The organism is Streptomyces sp. NPDC042371, from assembly GCF_056437465.1.
Map to the genome: position 1 here is coordinate 98,384 of NZ_JBWKAP010000003.1, position 22,604 is coordinate 120,987.

Below are 22,604 nucleotides of genomic sequence, written 5' to 3' on the forward strand. Positions count from 1 at the left end.
GATTACCTGGAAGGGACGCTGTGTCTTCGATGATGGAACCGAGCACTCGCCTCGTGCTGCTTTCCCCCGCCCGCCTGGCCGATGTGCGCCGGCGCGCCGGTGACTACTCCGACCGGACCGTCGCCGAGGCGTGTGCCATCGGCCTGTCGTACTGGGCGACGGGCCTGAGCCCCGAAGGCATCGAGCTCACCCCGGGCACGCTCTTCGCCGACGTCCTCGGCTGGGTCGACAACGGAGGCACCGGGCCCGGCAGTCAGGACGCGGGCGCGGCGGGCCACCACATCCCCGTCCCCGACGGCATCGAGCCGCACGACGCACAGCTCGCGCTCGACGACCTGGCCGACTTCCCCGACCGGCCGCTCGGCACCATAGGCCCGGACAGCGCCCAGGCGCGGCTGGAGACCCTGGCCGAGTGGAACGACACCGACGCCGACCGGGCCCGCCCGACCCTCGTCGAGATGTTTCTCGAACAGGCCCGGACCAGGCCGGACGCCATCGCCATCGTCGACGAGCACCGGTCGCTGACCTACCGTGAGGCGGCCGACCGGTCGGCCCAGTTGGCCCACCACCTCATCGCACGCGGCCTCGCCCCCGAACAGGTCGTCGGCATCTCGCTCGGCCGCTCCGCCGACATGGTGGTCGGCCTGCTCGCCGTACTCAGGGCGGGCTGCGCCTTCGTGCCGCTCGACCCGCAGTGGCCCGCCGCGCGCCGCTCCGTCGTCATCGAGGACGCCCGCGTCGTCGTGCAGCTCAACTCCTCGGGCGAGCACGACCCGCAGGAGCCGGAAGCCGTCGCCGTCGACCTCGCCGACTGGGCGTTCGACTCCCTGCCCACCGAGGGGACCGGCGTCCCCGTCGCCGGTGACTCACTCGCGTACGTGATCTTCACGTCCGGCTCGACCGGGCGGCCCAAGGGCGCGATGATCCGGCACGAGGCGATCAGCGAGCGCCTGCTCTGGCAGGTCGACGAGATCCTGCACTTCGGCCACGACGACGCGTCGCTGTTCAAGGCGCCGCTGTCGTTCGACATCTCCATCAACGAGATCTTCCTGCCGCTGGTCTGCGGCGCCCGCCTGGTCGTCCTGCGGACCGGCGGCGAACGCGACCCGCACCACCTGCTGAGCGTGATCGCCGAGCAGCGCGTCACCTTCACGTACCTCGTGTCGTCCATGCTGGACGTGCTCCTGGAGATGGCGGGGGACTCCGGCCGCCTCGACAGCCTGCGCCACGTCTGGTGCGGCGGCGAGGTGCTCACCCCCGAGCTGTACGAGCGGTTCCGCACCCGGCTCGCCATCCCGATGTACCACGGCTACGGCCCGGCCGAGACGACCATCGGCGTCTCCCACGTCATCTACCGGGGCGAGGCCGAGCGCCTCTCGACGTCCATCGGCAGGGCCAACCCCAACACGCAGCTGTACGTCCTCGACGACGAGCTGCGCCCGGTCCCGGTCGGCGTCGGCGGCGAACTGTACGCAGGCGGCCTCCTCCTGGGCCGCGGCTACGTCAACGCGCCCGGCCTGACCGCCTCCCGGTTCGTCGCCAACCCCTTCGCCTCGGACGGGTCCCGGCTCTACCGCACCGGCGACCTCGCGCGGTTCGCCCCCGACGGGTCCCTGGACTTCCTCGGCCGCGCCGACAACCAGATCAAGATCCGCGGCATGCGCCTGGAGATCGAGGACGTCGAGGTCGGCCTCGCCGAGCACCCCCGCGTCCGCCACACCTGCGTCGTCGCGAAGAAGAACACCGCGGGCGGCACCTACCTGGTGGGCTACGTGATCCCCGCCGCGGGCAGCGAGAACCTGCGGGCCGACGAGGTCAAGGCGTGGGCCGTCGACCACATGGTCGAGTACATGGTGCCCACCCACATCGTCGTGATGGACGCGTTCCCGCTCACCGCGAACGGCAAGCTCGACCGGAACGCACTGCCCGAACCCAGCACGGCGACCGGCGCGGTCGCCCCGCCCACCACCGAGAACGAGCGCGTGGTCTGCGCGGCCGTCGCCGCGGTCCTTCAGCTGGACGAGGTCGGCGTCGACCAGGACTTCTTCCAGCTCGGCGGCGACAGCATCCTGACCATCTCGCTGCTCAGCGCGCTGCGCGAGGCGGGCCTCTACGTCACGGCGCGGCAGATCTTCACCCACACCGTCGTGGGCGCACTGGCGGCGGTCGCGAGCCGCGAGGACGTCTCCACCGTGGACCACGGCGACGTCGCGACCGGCGCCGTCGTGGGCTCGCCCGTCGTCCAGTGGCTCGGCGAGACCACCGACGCCATCGACGGCTTCGTGCAGTCGGTGGTCCTCAACACCCCGCAGGACCTGACCGCAGAGGCCCTCGACGAGATACTCGGCGCCGTCCTCGCACGGCACGACATGCTGCGCGCGAAGCTCGTGCGCGGCGACCACTGGAGCTTCGACATCCCCGAGGCCGACCGGACCGCCCCGGCGGGGTCGGTGTGGCAGGAGAGCGACCGGCCGCTGGACGAGTGCGTCGAGCTCGCCACCGCCGGGCTCGACCCGGACAACGGAGTGATGCTGCGCGCCGTCCGGCGCCCCGCGGAGAACCAACTGGTCGTCGTCGTCCACCACGTGGTGATCGACGGCGTTTCCTGGCGGGTCCTGATGGAGGACCTGGCCACGGCGTGGCGCCAGCGCGCTGCCGGTGAGCCCGTCGAACTGCCCCCGGTCGGCACGTCGTTCCGGCGCTGGACACAGCTCCTGGAACGCGCGGGCTTCGAAGCCGACCGCGACCACTTCCAGCGGCCCCTGCCGGGCCCGGACCGGCCGGTGGGCCGACGCGCGCTCACCGCCGCCGACACCGTCGCCCGCGAGCGCATCCAGACCGTCACCGTCGGCCCCGAGATCACCGCCGCGCTCCTCGGCGAGATCCCCGCCAAGTTCCACGCGGGCGTCAACGACGTCCTCCTGACCGCGCTCGCTGTCGCCCTCGCCCGCTGGCGCCGCGACCTCGGACAGGACCAGACGTTCGCCCACATCGAACTGGAGGGCCACGGCCGCGAGGGACGCTTCGTGGCGGACGCGGCCGGATTCGAACCGGAACTCTCGCGCACCGTCGGCTGGTTCACCACGCTGTTCCCGGTGACCGTCGACCCCGGCGCCGCGCCCGACCTCACCGCCCCCGAGTACCTCGCCGCCGCGCTCAAGGCGGTCAAGGAAGACCTCTCCCGGGTGCCGAGCAACGGCATCTCCTACGGCGCCCTGCGCTACCTCGCGGGCACCGCGTTCGACGCGCCCGCGCCCCAGGTGCTCTTCAACTACCTGGGCCGCTTCGACGCCGGTGCCTCCGGGGACTGGCAGCTCACGGGCGCCACCGGCCAGCTCGGCGAGAAGCGCGACCCGCACATGCGCCTGCCGCGCGCCCTGGAGTTCAACGCCATCGCCGAACCGGCCTCGACCGGCGGCGATTACGAACTCGTCACCACCGTCTCCTGGCCCGACGGCATGTTCACCGACGCGGACATCGCGACGCTCGGCGGCTACTTCCGCGTGGCCCTGGCCGGTCTCGCCGCACTCGATGAGGGCGGCCACACCCCCAGCGACTTCCCCCTCGTACCGCTCACCCAGGCCGACGTCGACGACCTGGACAGCCCGGCGCTGCGCGACATCCTGCCGCTCACCCCGCTGCAGGAAGGCCTGTACTTCCACTCGGTCTTCGACGACGAATCGGCGGGCGCTTACGTCGAGCAGCAGCTCCTCACGCTGGACGCGGCGGACGGCGACGTGGACGCCGACCGGCTCGCGGCCGCGGCGACCCGGCTGCTCGCGCTCTACCCGAACCTGGCCGCACGCTTCACGGCCCTCGCCGACGGCCGCGTCGTCTCCGTCCTGGAGAGCGGCGTCCAGGCGCCCTTCACGACCGTGGACCGCCCCGGCATCACCGACGAGGAGATACGCGACCTCGCCGAGCGCGACCGTCGCGCCGGGTTCGACCTGGCCACCGGACCGCTGATGCGGTACACGCTCGTCCGGGCCGGTGGCGGCCGCACCGTCCTGGTGCAGACCGTGCACCACATCATCGCCGACGGCTGGTCGGTCCCGCCGATGCTGCGCGCGCTCCTCGCCGAGTACCACGCGCCGGGCACCGTCTACCCGGTCGGCGGCTTCCCCGACTACGTGCACTGGCTCGCCGGGCGGGACGACGACGAGAGCGACCGGGTGTGGCGCGAGGAGCTCGCCGAGCTGCCGGGAGCCTCGCTGGTCGCCGACGGTCACACTCCCTCGGACCGGTTCGCCGACACGGCGGTCGAGGGTGACGACGACATCGATGCGGCCGTCCGGGCCGCCGGTGTGCCCCTGAGCGTCGCCGTGCACAGCGCGTGGGCGGTGACGCTGGGCGGCATCCTGCACACCGACGACGTCGTGTTCGGCTCCACGGTGTCCGGGCGCGACGCGGACGTGCCCGGCATCGGCGACATGGTCGGCCTGTTCATCAACACGATCCCCGTACGGGCCCGTTGGACCGGCTCGACCACGGCGGGCGACCTGCTCGCCTCGGTGCGGGAGCACCAGAGCGCCGTCCTGCCGCACCAGCACGTCTCGCTCGCGCGGATCGGCCGTCAGGCGGGCGCCGGTTCGCTGTTCGACACCCTCGTGGTGTTCGACGTGGCGACCGACCCGCAGAGCCTGCGGACCGCCGACGCCGAACTCGTCATCACCGACATCGTGAACGAGGGCGCCCCGCACTACCCGCTCACGCTGGTCGTGGAGCGCGCGCTCGACGGGCGGCCGCGCTTCAACCTGATCTACGACGGCGAGCTCCTCGGCGAGTCCACCGCCCAGGAGATCCTGCGCACCTTCGCCAGGACCCTCACCGGCCTGCTCACCCGGCCGGACGCCCTGGTCGCCGACCTGAAGCCCGCGGACGCCCGGCGCCCCGCGCGGATCGAACCGACGACCCTGGGCGGCCTCTTCGACGCCGCCGCGCACCGCGACCCGGCGGCCACCGCCGTCACCCAGTGCGCGCTCGACGGCGGCACCCGGTCGCTGACGTACGGCGAACTGGCCGACGCCAAGAGCGGGTTGGCGGCTTCGCTGCGCGCGGCCGGGGTCGGCCCCGGCAAGCGCGTCGCCGTCGCCGTCCCGCGCTCCGTCGAGCAGGTCGTCGCGCTGGTCGCGATCGTCTCCGCGGGCGGTGCCTACGTACCGCTGGACCTGGCCTACCCGGACGAGCGCCTCGAGTACATCCTCGCCGACGCCGCCCCGCAGGTCGTCCTCGTCGATCGCGAGCAGCGCGACCGCTTCACCGGCCTCCTGGACCGGGCGGGTATCTCGGCCCGCGTGCTCGTCCAGGACGACGAACTGCCGCAGGACGCCGACGCACCCGCTGCCGAGGCCCGCTGGCACGACCCCGCCTACGTGATCTACACGTCCGGCTCCACCGGCCGCCCCAAGGGCGTCGTCGTACCGCACTCCAGCGTCGTGACGCTGCTCGCCAACACCCGGCCCGACATGGGCTTCGGGCCGCACGACGTATGGGTCCAGTTCCACTCCTTCTCCTTCGACTTCGCCGTCTGGGAGCTGTGGGGAGCGCTGGCGCACGGCGGTGAGCTGCTGGTGCCCGAGTACGCGCTGACCCGCTCGCCGGTCGACTTCCACCGGCTCGTCCGCGAGCGCGGTGTGACCGTGCTCAACCAGACGCCTTCGGCGTTCTACCAGTTCATCGAGGCCGACCGGCACGCCGGTGAACAGGTGACCGCGCTGCGCCGGATCATCTTCGGCGGCGAGGCCCTGGACCTCGGGCGGCTGCGCGGCTGGATCGAGCGGCACGGCACCGCGTCGCCCGAGCTGGTCAACATGTACGGCATCACCGAGACCACCGTCCACGTCACCCACCGGGTGCTGACCGAGGGCGACTTCGGCGGCTCCGACGGCTCCCGCGCCTCCGGCGACGACGTGAGCCCGATCGGCGGCCCGATCCCCGGCCTCGTCACCTATCTGCTCGACGACCGGCTCCGGCCGGTGCCGCCTGGCCGGGTCGGCGCCATCTACGTCGCGGGCGACCAGGTGTCGCTCGGCTACCTGGGCAGGACCGGCCTCACCGCGAGCCGGTTCGTGGCGAACCCGTTCGCGGACGACGGTTCCCGCATGTACCACACGGGCGACCTGGCCCGCCGCACGCTGGACGGCGAGCTGGAGTTCGCGGGCCGCGCCGACGACCAGGTGCAGCTCAAGGGCTTCCGCATAGAACTCGGCGAGGTCGAGTCCGCGCTCAGGGAGCTCGACGGCGTGGTCGACGTGGCCGTCACCGTCGCCGACAGCGGCGACCACCTGGTCGCGCACGTCGTGGGCCGCGTGCCCGGCGACCTCGCGGGCCTGCTCGCCGCGAAGCTGCCCGTGCACATGGTGCCCAGCCGGGTCCTTTCGGTCGACGCCCTGCCGCTGACGGTCAACGGCAAGCTGGACCGCAAGGCGCTGGTCGAGCGCGCCGCACACGACGACGGCAACCCCTCCGTGGCCGCCGGTGATTCCGCGCTCGCCGCGCTGGTCGACATCTTCGCCGAGGCGCTGCCCGGCTCCACCGCCGTGGACGGGGACACCGACTTCTTCATGGCGGGCGGCGACAGCATCGTCGCCATCACCGTGATCAACCGCGCAAGGGCGCTCGGCCTACCGATCGCGCCCCGCGACGTCTTCCTTTTCAGGACGCCGCGCGCGCTCGCCGAGCACCTGGGTTCGAGCGCCCCGCAGGCCGCCGCGCCTGCCCCCGACCGCCGCGAGGACGGCCCGTTCCCGCCGACGCCGATCATCCTGCGCCAGCGCGACCTTGGCGGATCGCTCGACCGGTTCGTGCAGGCCAGGACCTTGACGGCCCCCGACGGCACCGGGTTCGCCGACGCCGAGCGCGCCGCGAACGCCGTCGTGGCCGCGCACCCCGCCCTGCGGATGCGGCTGCGCGTCGAGCACGGCGTGTGGGCGCTGCGCACCGAACCCGCCCGCGAGGTCACGGTCGTCCGCACGGACGCCGCCGACGCGACGGCCGCCGCAGATGAGGCCGCAGGACGGCTCGACCCCGAGGCCGGGAACGTCATCGCGTTCTCGTGGCTGGAGACGAGCCGCACCCTGGTCGTCACCGTGCACCACATCGCCGTCGACGCGGTGTCCTGGCTGGTCATCCTCGACGACCTGGCCGCCGCCATGAGCGGCACCGCACCGGCGCCGACGACCACGTCCTACGCCGAGTACGCCGAGGCGCTGACGCTCGGGTCCGGCGAGGCGATCGACGCCCTCGGGCACTGGATCACCACGCTCCAGGCGCCCGCGCTGCTCCCGGAGCCCGCCGCCGGGGCCCTGCGCGAGACCACCGTCATCCTCCCGCCCGAGGCGAGCGACCGCCTGACGCGCACCGCGCCCGCCGCCCTCGGCGTCGGTCTCACCGAGCTGCTGTGCGGCGCGCTGCGCACCGCGCTGACCCACGTCCAGCCGTCGCCCACCGACCTCGCGGTCGAGCTGGAGCGGCACGGCCGGGTCCCGGTCGTCGAACAGCACGACTACACCCGCACCGTCGGCTGGTTCACCTCCATCGCGCCCGTACGGCTCACCGCGCACACCGACCCCGTCGCCGCCGCGCGTGAGGTCGCCGAGCGCCAGCCGGACGAGGCCGGGCACGTCGCGTACGGACAGCTCAAGTACCTCGACCCGCAGACGGCCCCGCTGCTGACCGGCCGCCCCCAGGTCCTCTTCAACTACCTGGGCCGCGGCAGCGAGTCCCAGGCGGTGCACGTCACCGGAGGCGACCAGGGCAGCCCGTACGCCGTCGAGGTCAACGCCTGGACCGACGATGCCACCGGCAGCCTGCACGCGGCCTTCACCCTCGCCGACGGCATCCCCGACGAGATCACCGAGCACTGGCTCGGCGCTTTGGAGCGCATCGCGGACGCCTCCGTGACCGCCGAGCGCACCGCGCCGGTCACCCCGCTCCAGCGGGGCCTGTTCTTCCAGGCTCAGATGGCGGGCACGGCCGGACACTACGTCGCCCAGAGCTGGTTCACCTTCGACCGGTGCCTGGACGCCGACGCGCTGGCCGAGGCGATGGCGTACGTCATCGCGTGGCACCCCGTCGTCGGCGCGGGCTTCACCACCGACGACGACGGAAACCCGGTCCAGGTCCTCAAGGCGGGCCGACGCGTCGACGTGCGCACGGTCGAGCTGACGGGCGACGAGGACGTCGAGGCGTTCCGCACCCAGGACCGCGACGCGGGCTTCGACCCGGCAGACGCGCCGCTGATCCGGCTGACCGTGGTCCGGCTGCCCGACGGCAACGACGGGCTGCTGCTCAGCTACCACCTGCTGCTGTGGGACGGCTGGTCCCGCGAGATCGTGCTGCGGGACCTGTTCGACGCGTACGAGTCCGTCCTCGCGGGCGAGCGGCTCGACGCGGCCCCTGCCACGCCGAGCTTCGAGGAGTACGCCAGGGCGCTCGCCGCCAAGGACCCCGCCGTATCGGAACGCTTCTGGGCGGAGCACCTGGCGGAGGTCCCCGGCCCGACCCTGCTCGCCGGACCCGCACCGGTCCTCTCGCAGGAGCTGCCGCCCGCACTCGTGCACCAGCTCTCCGCCGAGCAGTCGGAGCTGCTGCGGGACGCGGCCAAGCGGCACGGCGTGACCCTGAACGCGGTGCTGACCGGCGCCTTCGGCCTCCTGCTCGGCGCTCACACGGGCCGCAGCGACGCCGTGTTCGGCGTGACCGTCTCGGGCCGCGACGGCGAGGGCCTCTCCGACATCGTCGGCGTGCTACTCAACACCGTGCCCACCTGGACGAAGGCCCGGCCGGACGACACCGTCGGCGCATACCTGTCGGCCGTACAGGCGGCCAGGGTCGAGGCGATGGAGCACGAGCACCTCGGGCTCGGCGAGATCCAGCGGGCCAGCGGCCACGACACGCTGTTCGACAACCTGTTCGTGCTGCAGAACTTCCTCGACATGGACGCCTTCGCCGAGATGAACACCCGGCACGGCATCACCTCCGTCAAGGCCGACGACTCCACCCACTACCCGTTCACCTGGGTCGTCACCCCGGGCGACCGGCTCACGGTCAAGCTGGAGCACCGTCACGGCGACACCGCCGACGCCCGCCGTCTCCTCGACGACTACGTGCGGGTGCTCGAAGACCTGGCCCGCTCGACAGGACCGCTCGGCGCGCTGCCGGGCCTCGGCGCGGCACCCGAGCCCGCCGAGCGCACGGACGTCGGCACGGACACCGTCGTCGACCGGTTCGACCGGGCGGCCGACCGGGACCCGGAGCGGGTCGCCCTCGTCGCCCACGGCTCGACCATGACCTTCGCCGAACTGCGGGACCGCAGCCGCGCGGTGGCCGGGGTGCTCGCCGGGCGGGGCCTCGGGCCCGAGACGACCGTGGGTCTCGCGATCCCGCGCTCCCTCGACTCGATCGTGGCGCTGTTCGCCGTGCTGCGCGTCGGCGCCGCCTACGTACCGCTGGAGCTCGACCACCCGGACGAGCGGATCGCGGCGATCGTCGAGGACGCCCGTCCGGACGCGATCCTCACCGTGAGCGCCGTGGCGCCCCGGCTGACCGGCACCGTGGCCGACACCGGCGGCCTGATCGAGCTGGACCGTCCGCTGCCCGCGGCCGAGCCGTTCGTGACGTTCGCCCCCGAGGACCCGGACCGGCTGCGGCACCCCGCGTACACGATCTACACCTCCGGCTCGACCGGAAAGCCCAAGGGCGTGGTGACCGAGTACGCCGGGCTCACCAACATGCTCGTCAACCACCAGCGCCGGATCTTCGAACCGGTCCTCGCCGAGCACGGCCACCGGACCTTCCGGATCGCGCACACCGTGTCGTTCGCGTTCGACATGTCGTGGGAGGAGCTCCTGTGGCTCGCCGACGGCCACGAGGTGCACATCTGCGACGAGGAGCTGCGCCGCGACGCGCCCGGCCTGGTCGAGTACTGCCTGGCGCACGGGATCGACGTCATCAACGTGACCCCGACGTACGCGCAGCAGCTGGTCTCCGAGGGCCTGCTCGACCACCCGGAGCGGCGCCCCGCGCTCGTGCTGCTCGGCGGTGAGGCCGTCACGCCGACGCTGTGGCAGCGGCTCGCCGAGACCGAGGGCACGGTCGGCTACAACCTGTACGGCCCCACCGAGTACACGATCAACACCCTCGGCGTCGGCACCTTCGAGTGCCAGGACCCGGTGGTGGGCGTGCCGATCGACAACACCGACGTGTACGTCCTCGACCCGTGGCTGCGGCCGCTGCCGGACGGCGTCCCCGGCGAGCTGTACGTGTCGGGCATCGGCATCGCCCGCGGCTACCTCGGCCAGTACGCGCAGAGCGCGCACCGCTTCGTCGCGTGCCCGTTCGGCGCCCCCGGCGAGCGCATGTACCGCACCGGCGACCTGGTGTTCCGCAGGCCCGACGGCAACCTGACGTATCTGGGCCGCACCGACCAGCAGGTCAAGATCCGCGGCCACCGGGTCGAACTGGGCGAGGTCGAGGCCGCGTTCGCCGCGCACCCGGCGGTGCGGTTCGTCGCCGCGGTCGCCCAGCCCGACCCGCAGGTCGACGGCGCGTACCGCCTCGCCGCCTACCTGGTGCTCGACGGCGCCGAGCTGCCCGCAGTCGCCGCCGAAGTGGGCACGGGCCTGCCGGACTTCCTGCGCCCGACGCACTTCGCCGAGGTGGACAGCATCCCGCTGACCGTGAACGGGAAGGCTGACACCAAGGCGCTGCCCGAGGCCAAACCCCTCGGCGCGCTGACCACGGTGGGGGAGCGCGGCCCGGAGACCGAGACCGAGAGCGTGGTCTGCGAGTTCTTCGCCGAAGCACTGGACCTCGACGACGACGAGGTGAGCGCGGTGAGTGACTTCGTGTCCCTCGGCGGACACTCGATGCTGGCGGTGCGGCTGATCGGGCTGCTCCGCCGCGAGTACGGTCCTGTGGTCACCATCCGAGACCTTTTCACCCTGCGAACCCCGGAAGCGATTGCCCGCCATCTCGATGACTCCGACAACTGACACGAAGCGGCCCCGACCGGGGTCCGACATCCTCAGGACCGCACTGCGCCGCAACATCGGCGCCATGGTCTGGGGCACCGTCCTCATGGGCCTCTACCAGGCAGGCGAGACGGCCTTCCCCATCGCGCTCGGCCTGATCGTCGAGCACACGATGCGGGACGACCGCAGTCTCGGCGCGCTCGGGATCTCCATCGGCGCGCTCGCCGTGATCATCACGACCGTCTCGCTGTCGTGGCGGTTCGGCATGCGCGTCCTGCAGAAGGCCAACACGACCGAGGCGCACCGCTGGCGCGTGAAGGTCGCGGCCTGCGGGCTCCAGCCGGTGGCCAGGGACGTCGACCTCAAGTCCGGCGAGGTGCTGACCATCGCCACCGAGGACGCCGACCAGACCGCCGACATCGTCGAGGTGGTGCCGCTCCTTGTCAGCTCGCTGGTCGCGGTGCTCGTGGCGGCGGTCGCCCTCGGCATGGCCGACTTCAGGCTCGGACTCCTTGTGATCGTGGGGACCGTCGCGATCCTGTCGATCCTGAGCGTGATGTCCAAGCGGATCGGGTCGAGCACCCGCGAGCAGCAGGCCCGGGTGGCGCGCGCAGGCGCGAAGGTCGCCGACCTGATCAGCGGCCTGCGTCCGCTGCACGGCTTCGGCGGCAACCACGCGGCGTTCCGCTCCTACCGCGCGGTCAGCACGGAGGCGAAGCGCCAGTCGGTCACCGTCGCCAAGGTGAACGGCGTGTACGCGGGCACCGCGCAGGCGCTCAACGCGGTCCTGGCGGCCGCGGTGACGCTGACGGCGGGCTGGCTGGCGTTCGATGGCGGCATCACCATCGGCGAGCTCGTCATGGCCGTCGGCCTGGCGCAGTTCATCATGGAACCGCTGAAGATGTTCTCGGAGATGCCCAAGTACGTGATGATCGCGAGGGCGTCGGCCGAGCGGATGTCGCTGGTGCTCTCCGCGCCGCCGGTGACGGCCCCCGGGACCGAGCGCCCGGCCGCGGGTGGGGACCTGGAGGTCGACTGCGTCCGCTACGGGTCGCTGCGCAAGCTCAAGTTCACGGTGGCGGCCGGTGAGTTCGTGGCGATCGCCGGGTACCAGCCGCGCGCGGTGGCCGACCTCGCGTCGATCCTGGCGATGAACGTGCCGCCGGACGCGTACGAGGGAGTGGTGCGGGTCAGCGGGCGGGAGATGGCGGACCTGTCGGTCGAGGCGGTCCGCGAGCACATGCTGGTGAACCCGTACGACGGGGAGATCTTCGCGGGCACCCTGCGCACGAACATCGACCCGGCGGGCAGCAGCCGGACGGTGCCCGAGGCCGTCGAGGCGTCCATGCTGACCGATGTCGTCGCCCTCCACCGCGAAGGGCTCGACTACGGAGTACGCGATCGGGGAGCGAACCTCTCCGGAGGACAGCGCCAGCGCCTCTCCCTGGCCCGCGCGCTGGCCGCCGACACCGACGTCCTCGTCCTGCACAATCCGACGACGGCCGTCGACGCGGTCACCGAACAGCTCATCGCGCGCAATGTCGCGAAGCTGCGCCGGGGCCGCACCACTGTTGTGATCACGAGCAGCCCGGCGATGCTGGACGCGGCCGACCGCGTCCTCGTCCTGGACGAGGGCGTCATCACGGCGGAGGACAGCCACCGGAATCTCCTCGCCACGGATGAGGACTACTGCTTGGCAGTGGCGAGGTGATGGGGGGCGGTTAGGGGGTTGTCAGTGCCTGGTGGCGTCTCCTAGGCGAGTGCCCAGGCGACGTCCCTGAGCAGCGCGTCCCGCCAGCCCGCCCGGTCGTGGCCGGAGGCCGCCCGCGAGACCCGTACGGTCGCACCGGCCTCCTGGACCAGCGACTCGGCCAGCTCGCAGTGGGGGAGCATCCGCGGCTCGTGCTCCCCCAGGTCGAACGCGATGCGCAGACCGGACAGATCGGGGCGCTCCTTGCGCAGCCGCTCGGCGATGGTGCCGCCGACCGTGCCGCCCAGCGGGTCCGCCGTCGCCATGGCGTCCGGCGTCCACCAGAACGACGGCGACTGGCAGGCCACGCGGGACACCAGGTCGGGAAAGTCCAGCGCCGCGTACATCGCGCTCAGCCCGCCCAGGCTCTGCCCGGCGACCACCAGTCGGCCCGCGTCGGCGGGCACGCCGCTCTCCGCCACCAGCGGCAGCAGTTCGTCCCGTACCGCCTCCCACAGGGCGGGGTTGCACCCGAACTCGGCGAGGCGGTCCTTGGACGGCAGGAAAACGAGGGTCACCGGGGGCATCTCGCCGCTGGCGACGGCCGATTCGAAGGCGGTCATGGCCGGGTGCAGATACAGCCAGTCGTCCCCGTCGAGCAGCAGGACCACCGGCCCGCCGCCGCCCACCGCGTGGACCCGCACGGTGCGCCGCCCGCCGAGCCGCTGGCTGGCCCAGCGGATGCGGGTGCCGGGCAGGGGCAGGGTGTCGTCGGCGCCGATGTCGGGCCAGTGGGGCTGGGCGGGGGCGTCCGGGGTCGCGGCGACGGAACGGTCGCCGCCCGCGCCGACGGGGTTGAGCGGGTCGGCGTACGCCTCCTCGCCCACGAGGACCTGATAGGTCACGCGCAGCCGCGCGGGCATGGCCACCTCGGCGTACCAGCAGTCCGTGTCGGCCCAGCGGTTCAGCGCCACCGGCTCGGACCAGCTCTCGAAACCGATGCTCGCCTGCGACCCGCGCCACAGGAACAGAGTGGTCCAACCGCCGTCGTCGGCAGGCACGGAGAGGGGACTCCGGGCGGCCGACCAGAAGGCTTCGGTGCCGGGTTCACCGGGCAGTCCGTACTCGGCGAAGGCGTTCCCGGTGTCGGCCGCGGGGCGCATCAACGTCTCCTTGTGAGAGGGAAGGGAGAAAGGCTAAGCTCGCATTAATTAGGGGAGCCTAACCTAATCCTGACCTCTCCTTCCATCCTCTTCCCTCCTCTTCCAACCCTGACCCGCACTCCGCATCCGTCGCGCCCAAGGAGGCACTGACACATGAGCACCAACCCCTTCGACGACCCCGAAGGCCGCTTCCTGGTCCTGGTGAACGACGAGGGGCAGCACTCGCTCTGGCCCTCCTTCGCCGAGGTGCCCGGCGGGTGGACCACCGCCTTCGGCGAGGAGTCGCGGGACGCCTGCCTGGAGTACATCGAGACCAACTGGACCGATCTGCGCCCCCGTTCGCTCGCGGCGTCCGTCGACGGCTGACCTCACCGGCCACCGGCCACCGGTCACCGGCTATTCGGAGGGGCAGATCGCCGATGCTCTGCAAGAGACTGACGAACGCGCGCTTCCTCACCATGGATCCGGACCACCCCGTCGCCCACGACCTGGGCATCTGGCGGGGCCGGATCGCGGGCCTGGACGCGGCCGTGACCTCCACGCCCGCGCGCGAGGTGATCGACCTCCAGGGCGCCACCGTGCTGCCCGGGTTCATCGACGCCCACGTGCATCTGGCCTGGACCGGGCTCAAGGAGAGCACCTTGAGCATCGCGGGCCGCACGAGGATCGACGACGTGCTCGCCGTCGTGGCGGCCGCCGCGGCGCGCGAACGCTCACCCGGCGCCTGGCTGAACCTCGTCGGCTACGACCAGCGGGCCCTGGGCCGCCATCTGACCGCCGCCGAACTGGACACGGTCAGCCGGGGCCACAAGGTCTTCATGCTGCACGACTCCGGGCACGGCTGCGTGGTCAACTCCGCCGTCCTGGACCTGCTCCCCGCGGACGTCCCGCACGAGAACGGCTTCCTCGCCGAGGGCGCGATGGGCGCCGCCCGCGCCCTGCGCCTGCCGTACTCCCAGCGTGAACTGGCCGAGGCCATAGGGCGCGCCGCCAGGACCTGTCTGGCCGAGGGCGTCACCGCCTGCGCCGAGGCGGGCATCGGCGGCACCCTCTTCGGCCACAGCCCCGTCGAGCTCGGCGCGTATCAACTCGCCCGCGAGGAGGGCCTGCTGCCGCTGCGCGTGCAGCTCATGGTCTCCGCGGAACGGCTCGGCCCGGTCGCCGCGCACGAGACCGACGGCATCTCCAGGGCCCTCGACCTCGGCCTGCGCACCGGCTTCGGCGACGACTGGCTCTCCGTGGGCGCGCTGAAGATCTACACCGACGGCGGCATGATGGCCCGGACCGCCGCGCTCAGCAGGCCGTACGAAGGGCTCGGCCACGCGGGCCAGTTGCAGGACGACCCGGACGCACTCACCGACATGATCGTCGACGGTCATCTGGCGGGATGGCAGCTCGCCGTCCACGCCATCGGCGACCGCGCGGCCGACCTCGCCCTCGACGCCCTGGAACGGGCCCAGCGACTCCGGCCGCGGCCCGCCGCCCGGCACCGCATCGAGCATGCGGGCCTGATCCGCCCCGACCAGCTCCCGCGCTTCGCGCGACTCGGCGTCAGCGCGGTCGTCCAGCCCAACTTCCTGCGCTACTTCGGCGACGACTACGCGGAGATCATGGGGGAGGAGCGGGCCCCCTGGCTCTACCGCGGCCGCGGGTTCCTGGACCACGGCGTGCCCCTGGTCGGCAGCTCCGACCGCCCCGTCACCGACGGATCCCCGCTGCGGGCCGTCCAGTTCATGGTCGAGCGCGCCTCCGAGTCGGGCCGGGTGATCGGGCCGGACGAGGGCCTCACCGTCGACGAGGCCCTGCGCGCCTACACGGTGGCCGGGGCGCATGCCTGTCACTGGGAGGACACCCTGGGCACCCTCACCCCGGGCAAGCGCGCCGACCTGGTGGTGCTCGGCGACGACCCCCGACGTGTCGACACCTCACGTATCGGCGGGATCGAAGTGGCGGCGACGTACGTCGACGGCTGCGAGACGGGGAAGGCGGCGTCGTGAGCGAGCAGGTGAGCTCCTGGGAGGGCGGTTTGTACGAGGGCCGTTCGTACGAGGGCGGTTTGTACGTGAGGGACGGCGACGGGTCCGGGCGGCGCTACGTCATCTGGCACACGGCCGGGGAGACCCTCGTCTTCGACCGGCGGATCAACTGCCCCGCGGACGTCGGCGACGAGGCCCTGCCCGAGGTGCTGCGCAGGCTGCGCGAGGCGGGCGTGCCCGAGACGGATGCGTATCCGGGCCGCCCGTGCGCCTGATCCTCAGGGGCTCGTGAGGATGACGAGCTGCTGCGTCGCACGGGTCATCGCGACATAGCGGTCGACCGTCCCTTCGACGCCCTCGCCGAACGTCGCCGGGTCGACCAGGACGACGAGGTCGAACTCCAGCCCCTTCGACAGCTCAGGAGTGAGGGACCGTACGCGTGACGGGCCCCGGAACGGCTCCTGCCACCGCTCCTGACACTGCTCCTGGAACTTCTCGTGGAAGGCCGGATCGCCGATGACGCAGGCGACCCCCTCGGCGTGCGCGTCGAGCCAGGTGTCGAGCGTCCGGTCCAGGTCCGTGACCGATCCGTGGACGACGGGGATGCCGCTGCTGCGGATGGACGTCGGCACGTTCGCGTCGGGGATCGCGGCCCGGACGACCGGCTCGGCCGCCGCCATGACCTCTTCCGGCGTGCGGTAGTTGATGCTCAGGGAGGCCATCGTGACCCGGTCGATCCCGGCCCGCTCAAGCCGCTCCTGCCACGATTCGGTGAAACCGTGCCGGGCCTGGGCGCGGTCACCGACGATGGTGAAGCTCCGGGACGGGCAGCGCAGCAGCAGCATCTGCCACTCCGCGTCGGTCAGTTCCTGCGCCTCGTCCACGACGACGTGCACGAACGGGCCCGCGAGCCGGTCCGGGTCGTCGGTGGGCAGGGCGCTCTCGTCGATCAGGGTGTCCTGGAGGTCTTTGCCGCGCAGCATCCGTACCGCGCCCTCGCTGTCGTCCCCGGCCGAGGCGAAGTCGGCGGCCGAGAGGATCTCGTCGATGACACCGGCCATGCGCTCGCGTTCGGCCGCGACGGCGGCGTCGTGGCGCCGCTTGCGCCGGGCCGCCTCAGGGTCGCCGAGTCGCTGCCGCGCGGCGTCCAGCAGCGGCAGGTCGGACACCGTCCAGGCCTGGGGGGCGTGCTTGCGCTGCAGCTTCGTGACGTCGTCGCGGTCGAGCCAGGGCGCGCACATCCGCAGGTAGGCGGGGACCGTCCACAGGTCGGACACGAGGTCGGCGGCCTCGATCAGCGGCCAAGCGCGGTTGAGCGTCGTCACCAGGTCCCTGTCCTGCCGCAGCGCCCGCAGGAACATCCCGGGCGAGACGCCGTCCTCCTCTTCGTCCTCCCTGCCGATGGCCTGCTTGTCCATGAGGATCGTGGCCAGCTCCTCCCAGATCAGCTCGCGCGCCTCGTTGTGCGCGGTGCCGGGGCCGGGCGCCCGGAACGCCTCGGCCCAGTCGTCGGCGCTCACCCGCACGTCGGCCCAGGGCGTCGAGACCGTGCACGCCTCGGAGGGCGGCTCCTCGTAGAACCTGACGGCCTTCTCGATCGCCTTCACCATGTCCGCGGTCGACTTAAGGCGGGCCACCTCGGGGTCGCTCTCGGGGCCCGCCGCGGCGCCCTCGGCGACGAGGTCCCGCAAGGTGCAGGTCTGCACGCCCTCCTCGCCGAGGCTGGGCAGGACGTCGGCGACGTAACCCAGGTAGGGCTCGTGCGGACCGACGAAGAGCACGCCGCCGCCGCGGCGGTTGTGGCCGAGCCTGGGGTCGGAGTAGAGGAGGTAGGCGGAGCGGTGCAGGGCGACGACGGTCTTGCCCGTGCCGGGCCCGCCGTCGACGACGAGGGCGCCGCGGGAGCCCGCGCGGATGATGGCGTCCTGGTCGGACTGGATGGTGCCGAGCACGTCGCGCATCCGGGCCGACCGGTTGCCGCCCAGGCTGGCGATGAAGGCGGACTGGTCGTCGAGCGCTGCGTGGTGTGCCAGGCCGTCGGCGGTGAACACCTCGTCCCAGTAGTCGCTGATCCGGCCGCCGGTCCAGCGGTACCTGCGACGGCTCGCCAGCCCCATCGGGTTGGCGTGGGTCGCCGCGAAGAACGGCTCGGCGGCGGGCGAACGCCAGTCGACGAGCAGCCGACGGCCCTCGCTGTCGGTGAGCCCGAGGCGCCCGATGTACAGGGGCTCGGCGCCGTCGTCCGCGACGACGACGTGCCCCAGGCAGAGGTCGAGCCCGAAGCGGCGCAGGGCGCGCAGGCGGCCGCTCAGCCGGTGGATCTCCGAGTCCCGGTCCATCGCCTCCCGGCCGATGCCGCCGGGTGCCTTGCGGAGGGTGTCGAGACGGCCGGAGAGTTCGGCGATGGTCTGGTCGAGGCTCTCCGCGATCGCTGCGAAGTGCCGCTCGTCGCGAGCGATCAGTGCCGCATCGGCCTTGGCCGAGAGGTTGGCGGGCAGGTTGAACGCGCTGCTGGTCAGGGGGGTCTCCGTTGTCCGCAGGGTCAGGCTTAGGGCGTGATTTTGCGGTACGACGGGGGCCTTGCCGCAAGCCCCCCTGTGCGCTATAAGTTGAAAGTGGCAAGAGGTGGGATTCCCCTCTTGCCTTTGTTGTGCGCGGGCTTGCCTTGCTGTGCGCGGGGCTTAGCACGGGGCTGTGCACGGGCTTCGCCCTTCTTCCGCTCCTCTCCTCGGCTCCTCCTGCGGGCTTTGGCGTGCTGCGAGCTTTGGCGTGCCTCGGACCGCCCTCGGTTGGACTCAAAACTTAGGTAAGGCTAGCCTTATCTAGCTTGTCTTCGATCGTGGAACCATCGTGGAACCGAGGAAGGTACAGCCTTGATCACGGCTACGCCGCGCCCTGTCCCGCTGCACGCATTCCCCGCAGGGGCGCCCGACGGGCCGCCCGCGGTGCGCTCCGCCCGTGAGGAGGACGCCGCCGCACTCGTCGCCCTCTCCCAGCCCTTCGTACGCTCCGGGGCGCTGCGCGAGCGACCCGCCTCGCTGTACGCCGCCCACGCCACCGACTTCCTCGTCGCGGACGCGGGCGCGGACGCGGGCGTGCTTGGAGGCCCCCTGGAGGGCTGTGTGGGCCTGCGGGTGCACCCGGCCGACCCGGCGACGGGCCGCGGGCCAGCGGGCGTTCTCTACAACTTCTGCGTGGCCGGGCACAAGCAGGGCCGCGGAGTCGGGGCCGGGCTCATGCGCGCCGCACTGGCCGTGGCCCGCGCCAAGTCGCTCAGTGCCCTGTTCACGGCGACGACGGGCGGGGGAGACCTGTTCCTCCGGTACGGGTTCGCGCCGACCGCCGCGCGCATGGCGCCCCCGGCGTGGGCGAACTCCCTCGATCCGCGGCGCAACGCGCTGATTCTCGCGAGGAGTTTGTGACGCCGCCGAGTCCGTGATGGCACGACGTCCGTGACACGACGCCGCATCGGCGTCACACATGCCGCTCCCGCCCCGGTTCACCTCCCGGGGCGGGAGTTCTCGTTTGCGCCGGTCAGTGCGCCAGCGCCCGCCAGCGCCCGCCAGCGCCCGCCAGTGCCCGCCAGCGACTGTCAGACAGCGCACTCGTCGCGCTCAGGGCTCCCTTCGCGATCGGCACGCGCGTCGGGGGCCACCGTGGTGCCGGGGCTGGTCTCGCCGAGTACGCCGCGCAGCACCGCATGCGGCTCCCGGCCGTCGAGCACGTGCGCCTTGCGCACACCGCCGCGGACGGCCCGCAGACAGCCCTCCATCTTCGGCAGCATCCCGCTCGCGAGCCCCGGAAGCAGCTCGTCCAGCTCGTCGGCCGTCAGGCGCTTGATCACCTCGGTGCTGTGCGGCCAGTTCGCGTACAGGCCCTCGACATCGGTGAGCATCACGAGGCGTTCGGCGTCGAGCGCCACGGCCAGGGCCGACGCGGCGAGGTCGGCGTTGACGTTGTAGACCTGCCCGTCCTCGCCGCGTGCCACGGGGGAGACGACTGGGATGTGACCCTGCTCCAGGAGCGCGCGTACCGTCCCCGGATTCACCTTCACGATGTCTCCGACGAGGCCGATGTCCACCGGCCGGTCGTCCACCCAGGCGGCCCGCCGTACGGCCGTCATCGTGTGCGCGTCCTCGCCCGTCATGCCGACGGCGAAGGGTCCGTGGGCGTTGATGTGGCCGACCAGTTCCCGCTGGACCCGGCCGGTCAGCACCATGCGGACCACCTCCATGGTCTCCGGTGTGGTCACCCGCAGGCCCGCCGCGAACCGGGTCTCCAGGCCGAGGCGGTCGAGCATCGCGTTGATCTGCGGCCCGCCTCCGTGGACGACGACGGGGCGCAGGCCCGCCTGCCACAACTCGACGACCTCCCGGGCGAACGCCCGCTGCAGGTCCGCGTCGACCATGGCGTGCCCGCCGAACTTGACGACGACCACGCTGCCTTGCATGCCCTCCGCGCGAAGGACGGCCTCGGAGGTCTCGGAGATCTCGGAGGCCTTGGAGGTCTCGGACTCCTGCTCCCTGACAGCCGTTCGCATCTCTGCCCCTACTCCGTTCACGAGCTGTACGCGCTGTTCTCGTGGACGTACGCAGCGGTCAGATCGTTCGTCCAGATCGTCGCCGACGCATCCCCGGAGCGCAGGTCGACGGTGATCGTCACCTCACGCCCCGAGAGGTCCACCTTGTCCCGCGGCCCCCCGGCCGCACCGTCCCGGCACACCCGGACACCGTTGATCGATACGTCGAGACGGTCGGGATCGAAGACCGCGGAGGTCGTGCCGATCGCCGAAAGCACCCGCCCCCAGTTCGGATCCTCGCCGTGCAGGGCGCACTTGAGGAGGTTGTTCCGGGCCACCGAACGGCCCACCGTCACGGCGTCCTGCTCCGAGGCCGCGCCGACGACCCGTACCTCGATCTCCTTCGACGCGCCCTCCGCGTCCGCGATGAGCCGGAGCGCCAGGTCGAGGCAGACGCCGTGCACGGCCCGAGTGAACTCGGCCGGATCCGGCCGCACCCCTGAGGCGCCCGAAGCGAGCAGCAGCACGGTGTCGTTGGTGGACATGCAGCCGTCCGAGTCCACCCGGTCGAAGGTGGTGCGCACGGCCTCCCTGAGCGCCGAGTCGAGCGACGGGGCGCTGACGTCGGCGTCCGTCGTGAGGACCACCAGCATCGTCGCGAGGCCGGGGGCCAGCATGCCCGCGCCCTTCGCCATGCCGCCCACGGTCCAGCCGGGGCCGGACACGACCGCCGTCTTGTGCACCGAGTCGGTCGTCTTGATCGCGACCGCCGCGGGCTCACCGCCGTCCTCCGACAGCTCCGCGGCGGCGGTGTCGATGCCCGCGGTCACCCGGTCCATGGGCAGCCGGACGCCGATGAGGCCGGTGGAGCAGACCGCGACCCGGCCCGCCTCGACGTCGATCGCCCGAGCCGTGCGCTCGGCCATCACGCGCGCGTCGTCCTCGCCCGCGGGGCCCGTGCAGGCGTTGGCGCCGCCGGAGTTGAGGACGACCGCGGCGAGTGTGCCGTCGCTGATCACGCGCCGTGACCAGCGCACGGGCGCGGCCTGGACGCGATTCGAGGTGAACACCGCGGCCGCCGCGTCCGACGGTCCGCGGTTCACCACCAGCGCCAGGTCCGGGGCGCCGGAATCCTTGATCCCGGCGGATATCCCGCTCGCGGTGAATCCCCGGGCAGCGGTCACGCTCACGGAGCCACTCCATTCATGGGCAGGCCCGTCCCTTCGGGGAGTCCGAGGGCGACGTTCATGCTCTGCACCGCGCCACCGGCGGTGCCCTTGGTCAGGTTGTCGATCGCGCTGACGCAGACGAGCCGGCGGGCGGCCGGGTCCACGGTCACCTGCACCTGGGCGGTGTTGGATCCGAGGACGGCGGCGGTCGAGGGCCAGGTGCCGGGCGGCAGCAGGCGTACGAAGGGCTCGTCTTCGTAGGCGGTTTCGTACGCGGTGCGCACTGTCTTCTCCACGGCGCGTATGTCGTCCGCCGTGGCGCCGACGTCGGCGTTGTTCGCGGTCTCCGGCAGCAAGTCAGGGCGCAGGCGCGCCGAACAGGTCGCCAGGATGCCGCGCGGCATCGGTGCCAGGGTCGGCGTGAAGGACACGGTCACGTGCTCGCCCGCGACCCGGGAGAGGTTCTGCGTCAACTCGGGTGTGTGCCGGTGGCCGCCGCCGACTCCGTACGGCGTCATCGAACCCATCACCTCGGAACCGACCAGATGGGGCTTGGCGACCCGGCCCGCCCCCGACGTGCCGCTCGCGGCGACGACGACGGCCTCCGGCTCCACCAGCCCCGCCAGGAAGGCGGGGAACAGCGCAAGGGTCACCGCCGTCGGGTAGCAGCCCGGCACGGCGATGCGGTCGGTTCCCTTCAGCTCGTCCCGGGCACCCGGCAGTTCGGGCAGTCCGTAGGGCCACGTACCGGCGTGCGGGGAGCCGTAGAACCGCTGCCAGTCCGCCGGGTCGCGCAGCCGGAAGTCGGCCCCGCAGTCCACGACGAGGGTGCCGGGCTCCAACTGCCTTGCCAGCGCGGCGGACTGGCCGTGCGGCAGCGCCAGGAACACCACGTCATGGCCCCGCAGGGACTCCGCAGACGTCTCCGCGAGGACCCGGTCCGCGACGGCGGGCAGGTGCGGTTGCACCTCCCCGAGGCGCCGTCCCGCGCTGCTGTGCGCGGTCACCGCGCCGATCTCGACCTCCGGATGCGACAACAGCAGACGGAGGATCTCCCCGCCCGCATAGCCACTGGCTCCGGCCACCGCGGCCCGTACTGTCATGGTCTCCGTCT

At 72.4% G+C, this 22,604-nt stretch carries 11 protein-coding genes; 6 read left to right on the plus strand and 5 right to left on the minus strand.

Annotated elements, in window-relative coordinates; translation table 11 throughout:
* Nucleotides 1-29 precede the first annotated feature (29 nt).
* Both AC068B_RS10145 and AC068B_RS10150 read left to right on the plus strand, forming a co-directional pair.
* Nucleotides 30-10,994: a non-ribosomal peptide synthetase gene (locus tag AC068B_RS10145; RefSeq protein ID WP_478670427.1), complete on the plus strand. Its 10,965-nt coding sequence runs from the start codon at nt 30-32 to the stop codon at nt 10,992-10,994.
* A complete protein-coding gene (locus AC068B_RS10150; RefSeq protein WP_478670429.1) occupies nt 10,978-12,684 on the plus strand; it encodes an ABC transporter ATP-binding protein in 1,707 nt (568 codons plus the stop codon). The genes AC068B_RS10145 and AC068B_RS10150 overlap by 17 nt, the downstream gene beginning before the upstream one ends.
* Before the next feature lie 41 nt (nt 12,685-12,725).
* On the opposite strand, the gene AC068B_RS10155 is transcribed toward AC068B_RS10150, so the two are convergent.
* Complete coding sequence (locus tag AC068B_RS10155) at nt 12,726-13,826, minus strand: alpha/beta hydrolase-fold protein (RefSeq protein WP_478670431.1); 1,101 nt, start codon at nt 13,824-13,826, stop codon at nt 12,726-12,728.
* 153 nt (nt 13,827-13,979) lie between these two features.
* Here AC068B_RS10155 and AC068B_RS10160 point away from each other — a divergent pair, with 153 nt between their 5' ends.
* From AC068B_RS10160 to AC068B_RS10170, 3 genes are read left to right on the plus strand one after another with little or no spacing between them, the layout of a single operon-like run.
* Complete coding sequence (locus AC068B_RS10160) at nt 13,980-14,192, plus strand: MbtH family protein (protein ID WP_478670432.1); 213 nt, start codon at nt 13,980-13,982, stop codon at nt 14,190-14,192.
* Between the two features lie 53 nt (nt 14,193-14,245).
* The gene (locus tag AC068B_RS10165; RefSeq protein ID WP_478670435.1) at nt 14,246-15,823 is read left to right on the plus strand and encodes an amidohydrolase; all 1,578 of its coding nucleotides are present in this window, start codon (nt 14,246-14,248) and stop codon (nt 15,821-15,823) included.
* A complete protein-coding gene (locus tag AC068B_RS10170) occupies nt 15,820-16,077 on the plus strand; it encodes a hypothetical protein (RefSeq protein ID WP_478670436.1) in 258 nt (85 codons plus the stop codon). Before AC068B_RS10165 ends, AC068B_RS10170 begins: the two co-directional genes overlap by 4 nt.
* A gap of 3 nt (nt 16,078-16,080) precedes the next feature.
* On the opposite strand, the gene helR is transcribed toward AC068B_RS10170, so the two are convergent.
* Nucleotides 16,081-18,342 (minus strand): RNA polymerase recycling motor ATPase HelR, encoded by a 2,262-nt coding sequence (gene helR / locus AC068B_RS10175; RefSeq protein ID WP_478671250.1) that lies wholly within the window; start codon nt 18,340-18,342, stop codon nt 16,081-16,083.
* A gap of 333 nt (nt 18,343-18,675) precedes the next feature.
* Between helR and AC068B_RS10180 the strand changes: the two genes are divergently transcribed.
* The gene (locus AC068B_RS10180; RefSeq protein ID WP_478670438.1) at nt 18,676-19,224 is read left to right on the plus strand and encodes a GNAT family N-acetyltransferase; all 549 of its coding nucleotides are present in this window, start codon (nt 18,676-18,678) and stop codon (nt 19,222-19,224) included.
* A 170-nt stretch (nt 19,225-19,394) separates the two neighbouring features.
* On the opposite strand, the gene argB is transcribed toward AC068B_RS10180, so the two are convergent.
* The 3 genes from argB to argC form a co-directional block, all read right to left on the minus strand.
* A complete protein-coding gene (gene argB / locus AC068B_RS10185) occupies nt 19,395-20,252 on the minus strand; it encodes an acetylglutamate kinase (protein WP_478671252.1) in 858 nt (285 codons plus the stop codon).
* Nucleotides 20,253-20,359: 107 nt separating this feature from the next.
* Nucleotides 20,360-21,511, minus strand: a complete 1,152-nt coding sequence (gene argJ, locus AC068B_RS10190; protein WP_478670440.1) for a bifunctional glutamate N-acetyltransferase/amino-acid acetyltransferase ArgJ — start codon at nt 21,509-21,511, stop codon at nt 20,360-20,362.
* Entirely contained in the window at nt 21,508-22,593 is a 1,086-nt protein-coding gene (gene argC, locus AC068B_RS10195; RefSeq protein ID WP_478670441.1) for an N-acetyl-gamma-glutamyl-phosphate reductase, read from the minus strand. Before argC ends, argJ begins: the two co-directional genes overlap by 4 nt.
* Nucleotides 22,594-22,604: the final 11 nt, after the last annotated feature.

Coding starts and splice junctions, on each gene's coding strand:
- AC068B_RS10145 (WP_478670427.1), top strand. CDS start 30: ATGATGGAACCGAGCACTCGCCTCGTGCTGCTTTCCCCCGCCCGCCTG.
- AC068B_RS10150 (WP_478670429.1), top strand. CDS start 10,978: ATGACTCCGACAACTGACACGAAGCGGCCCCGACCGGGGTCCGACATC.
- AC068B_RS10155 (WP_478670431.1), bottom strand. CDS start 13,826: ATGCGCCCCGCGGCCGACACCGGGAACGCCTTCGCCGAGTACGGACTG.
- AC068B_RS10160 (WP_478670432.1), top strand. CDS start 13,980: ATGAGCACCAACCCCTTCGACGACCCCGAAGGCCGCTTCCTGGTCCTG.
- AC068B_RS10165 (WP_478670435.1), top strand. CDS start 14,246: ATGCTCTGCAAGAGACTGACGAACGCGCGCTTCCTCACCATGGATCCG.
- argB (WP_478671252.1), bottom strand. CDS start 20,252: ATGCAAGGCAGCGTGGTCGTCGTCAAGTTCGGCGGGCACGCCATGGTC.
- argC (WP_478670441.1), bottom strand. CDS start 22,593: ATGACAGTACGGGCCGCGGTGGCCGGAGCCAGTGGCTATGCGGGCGGG.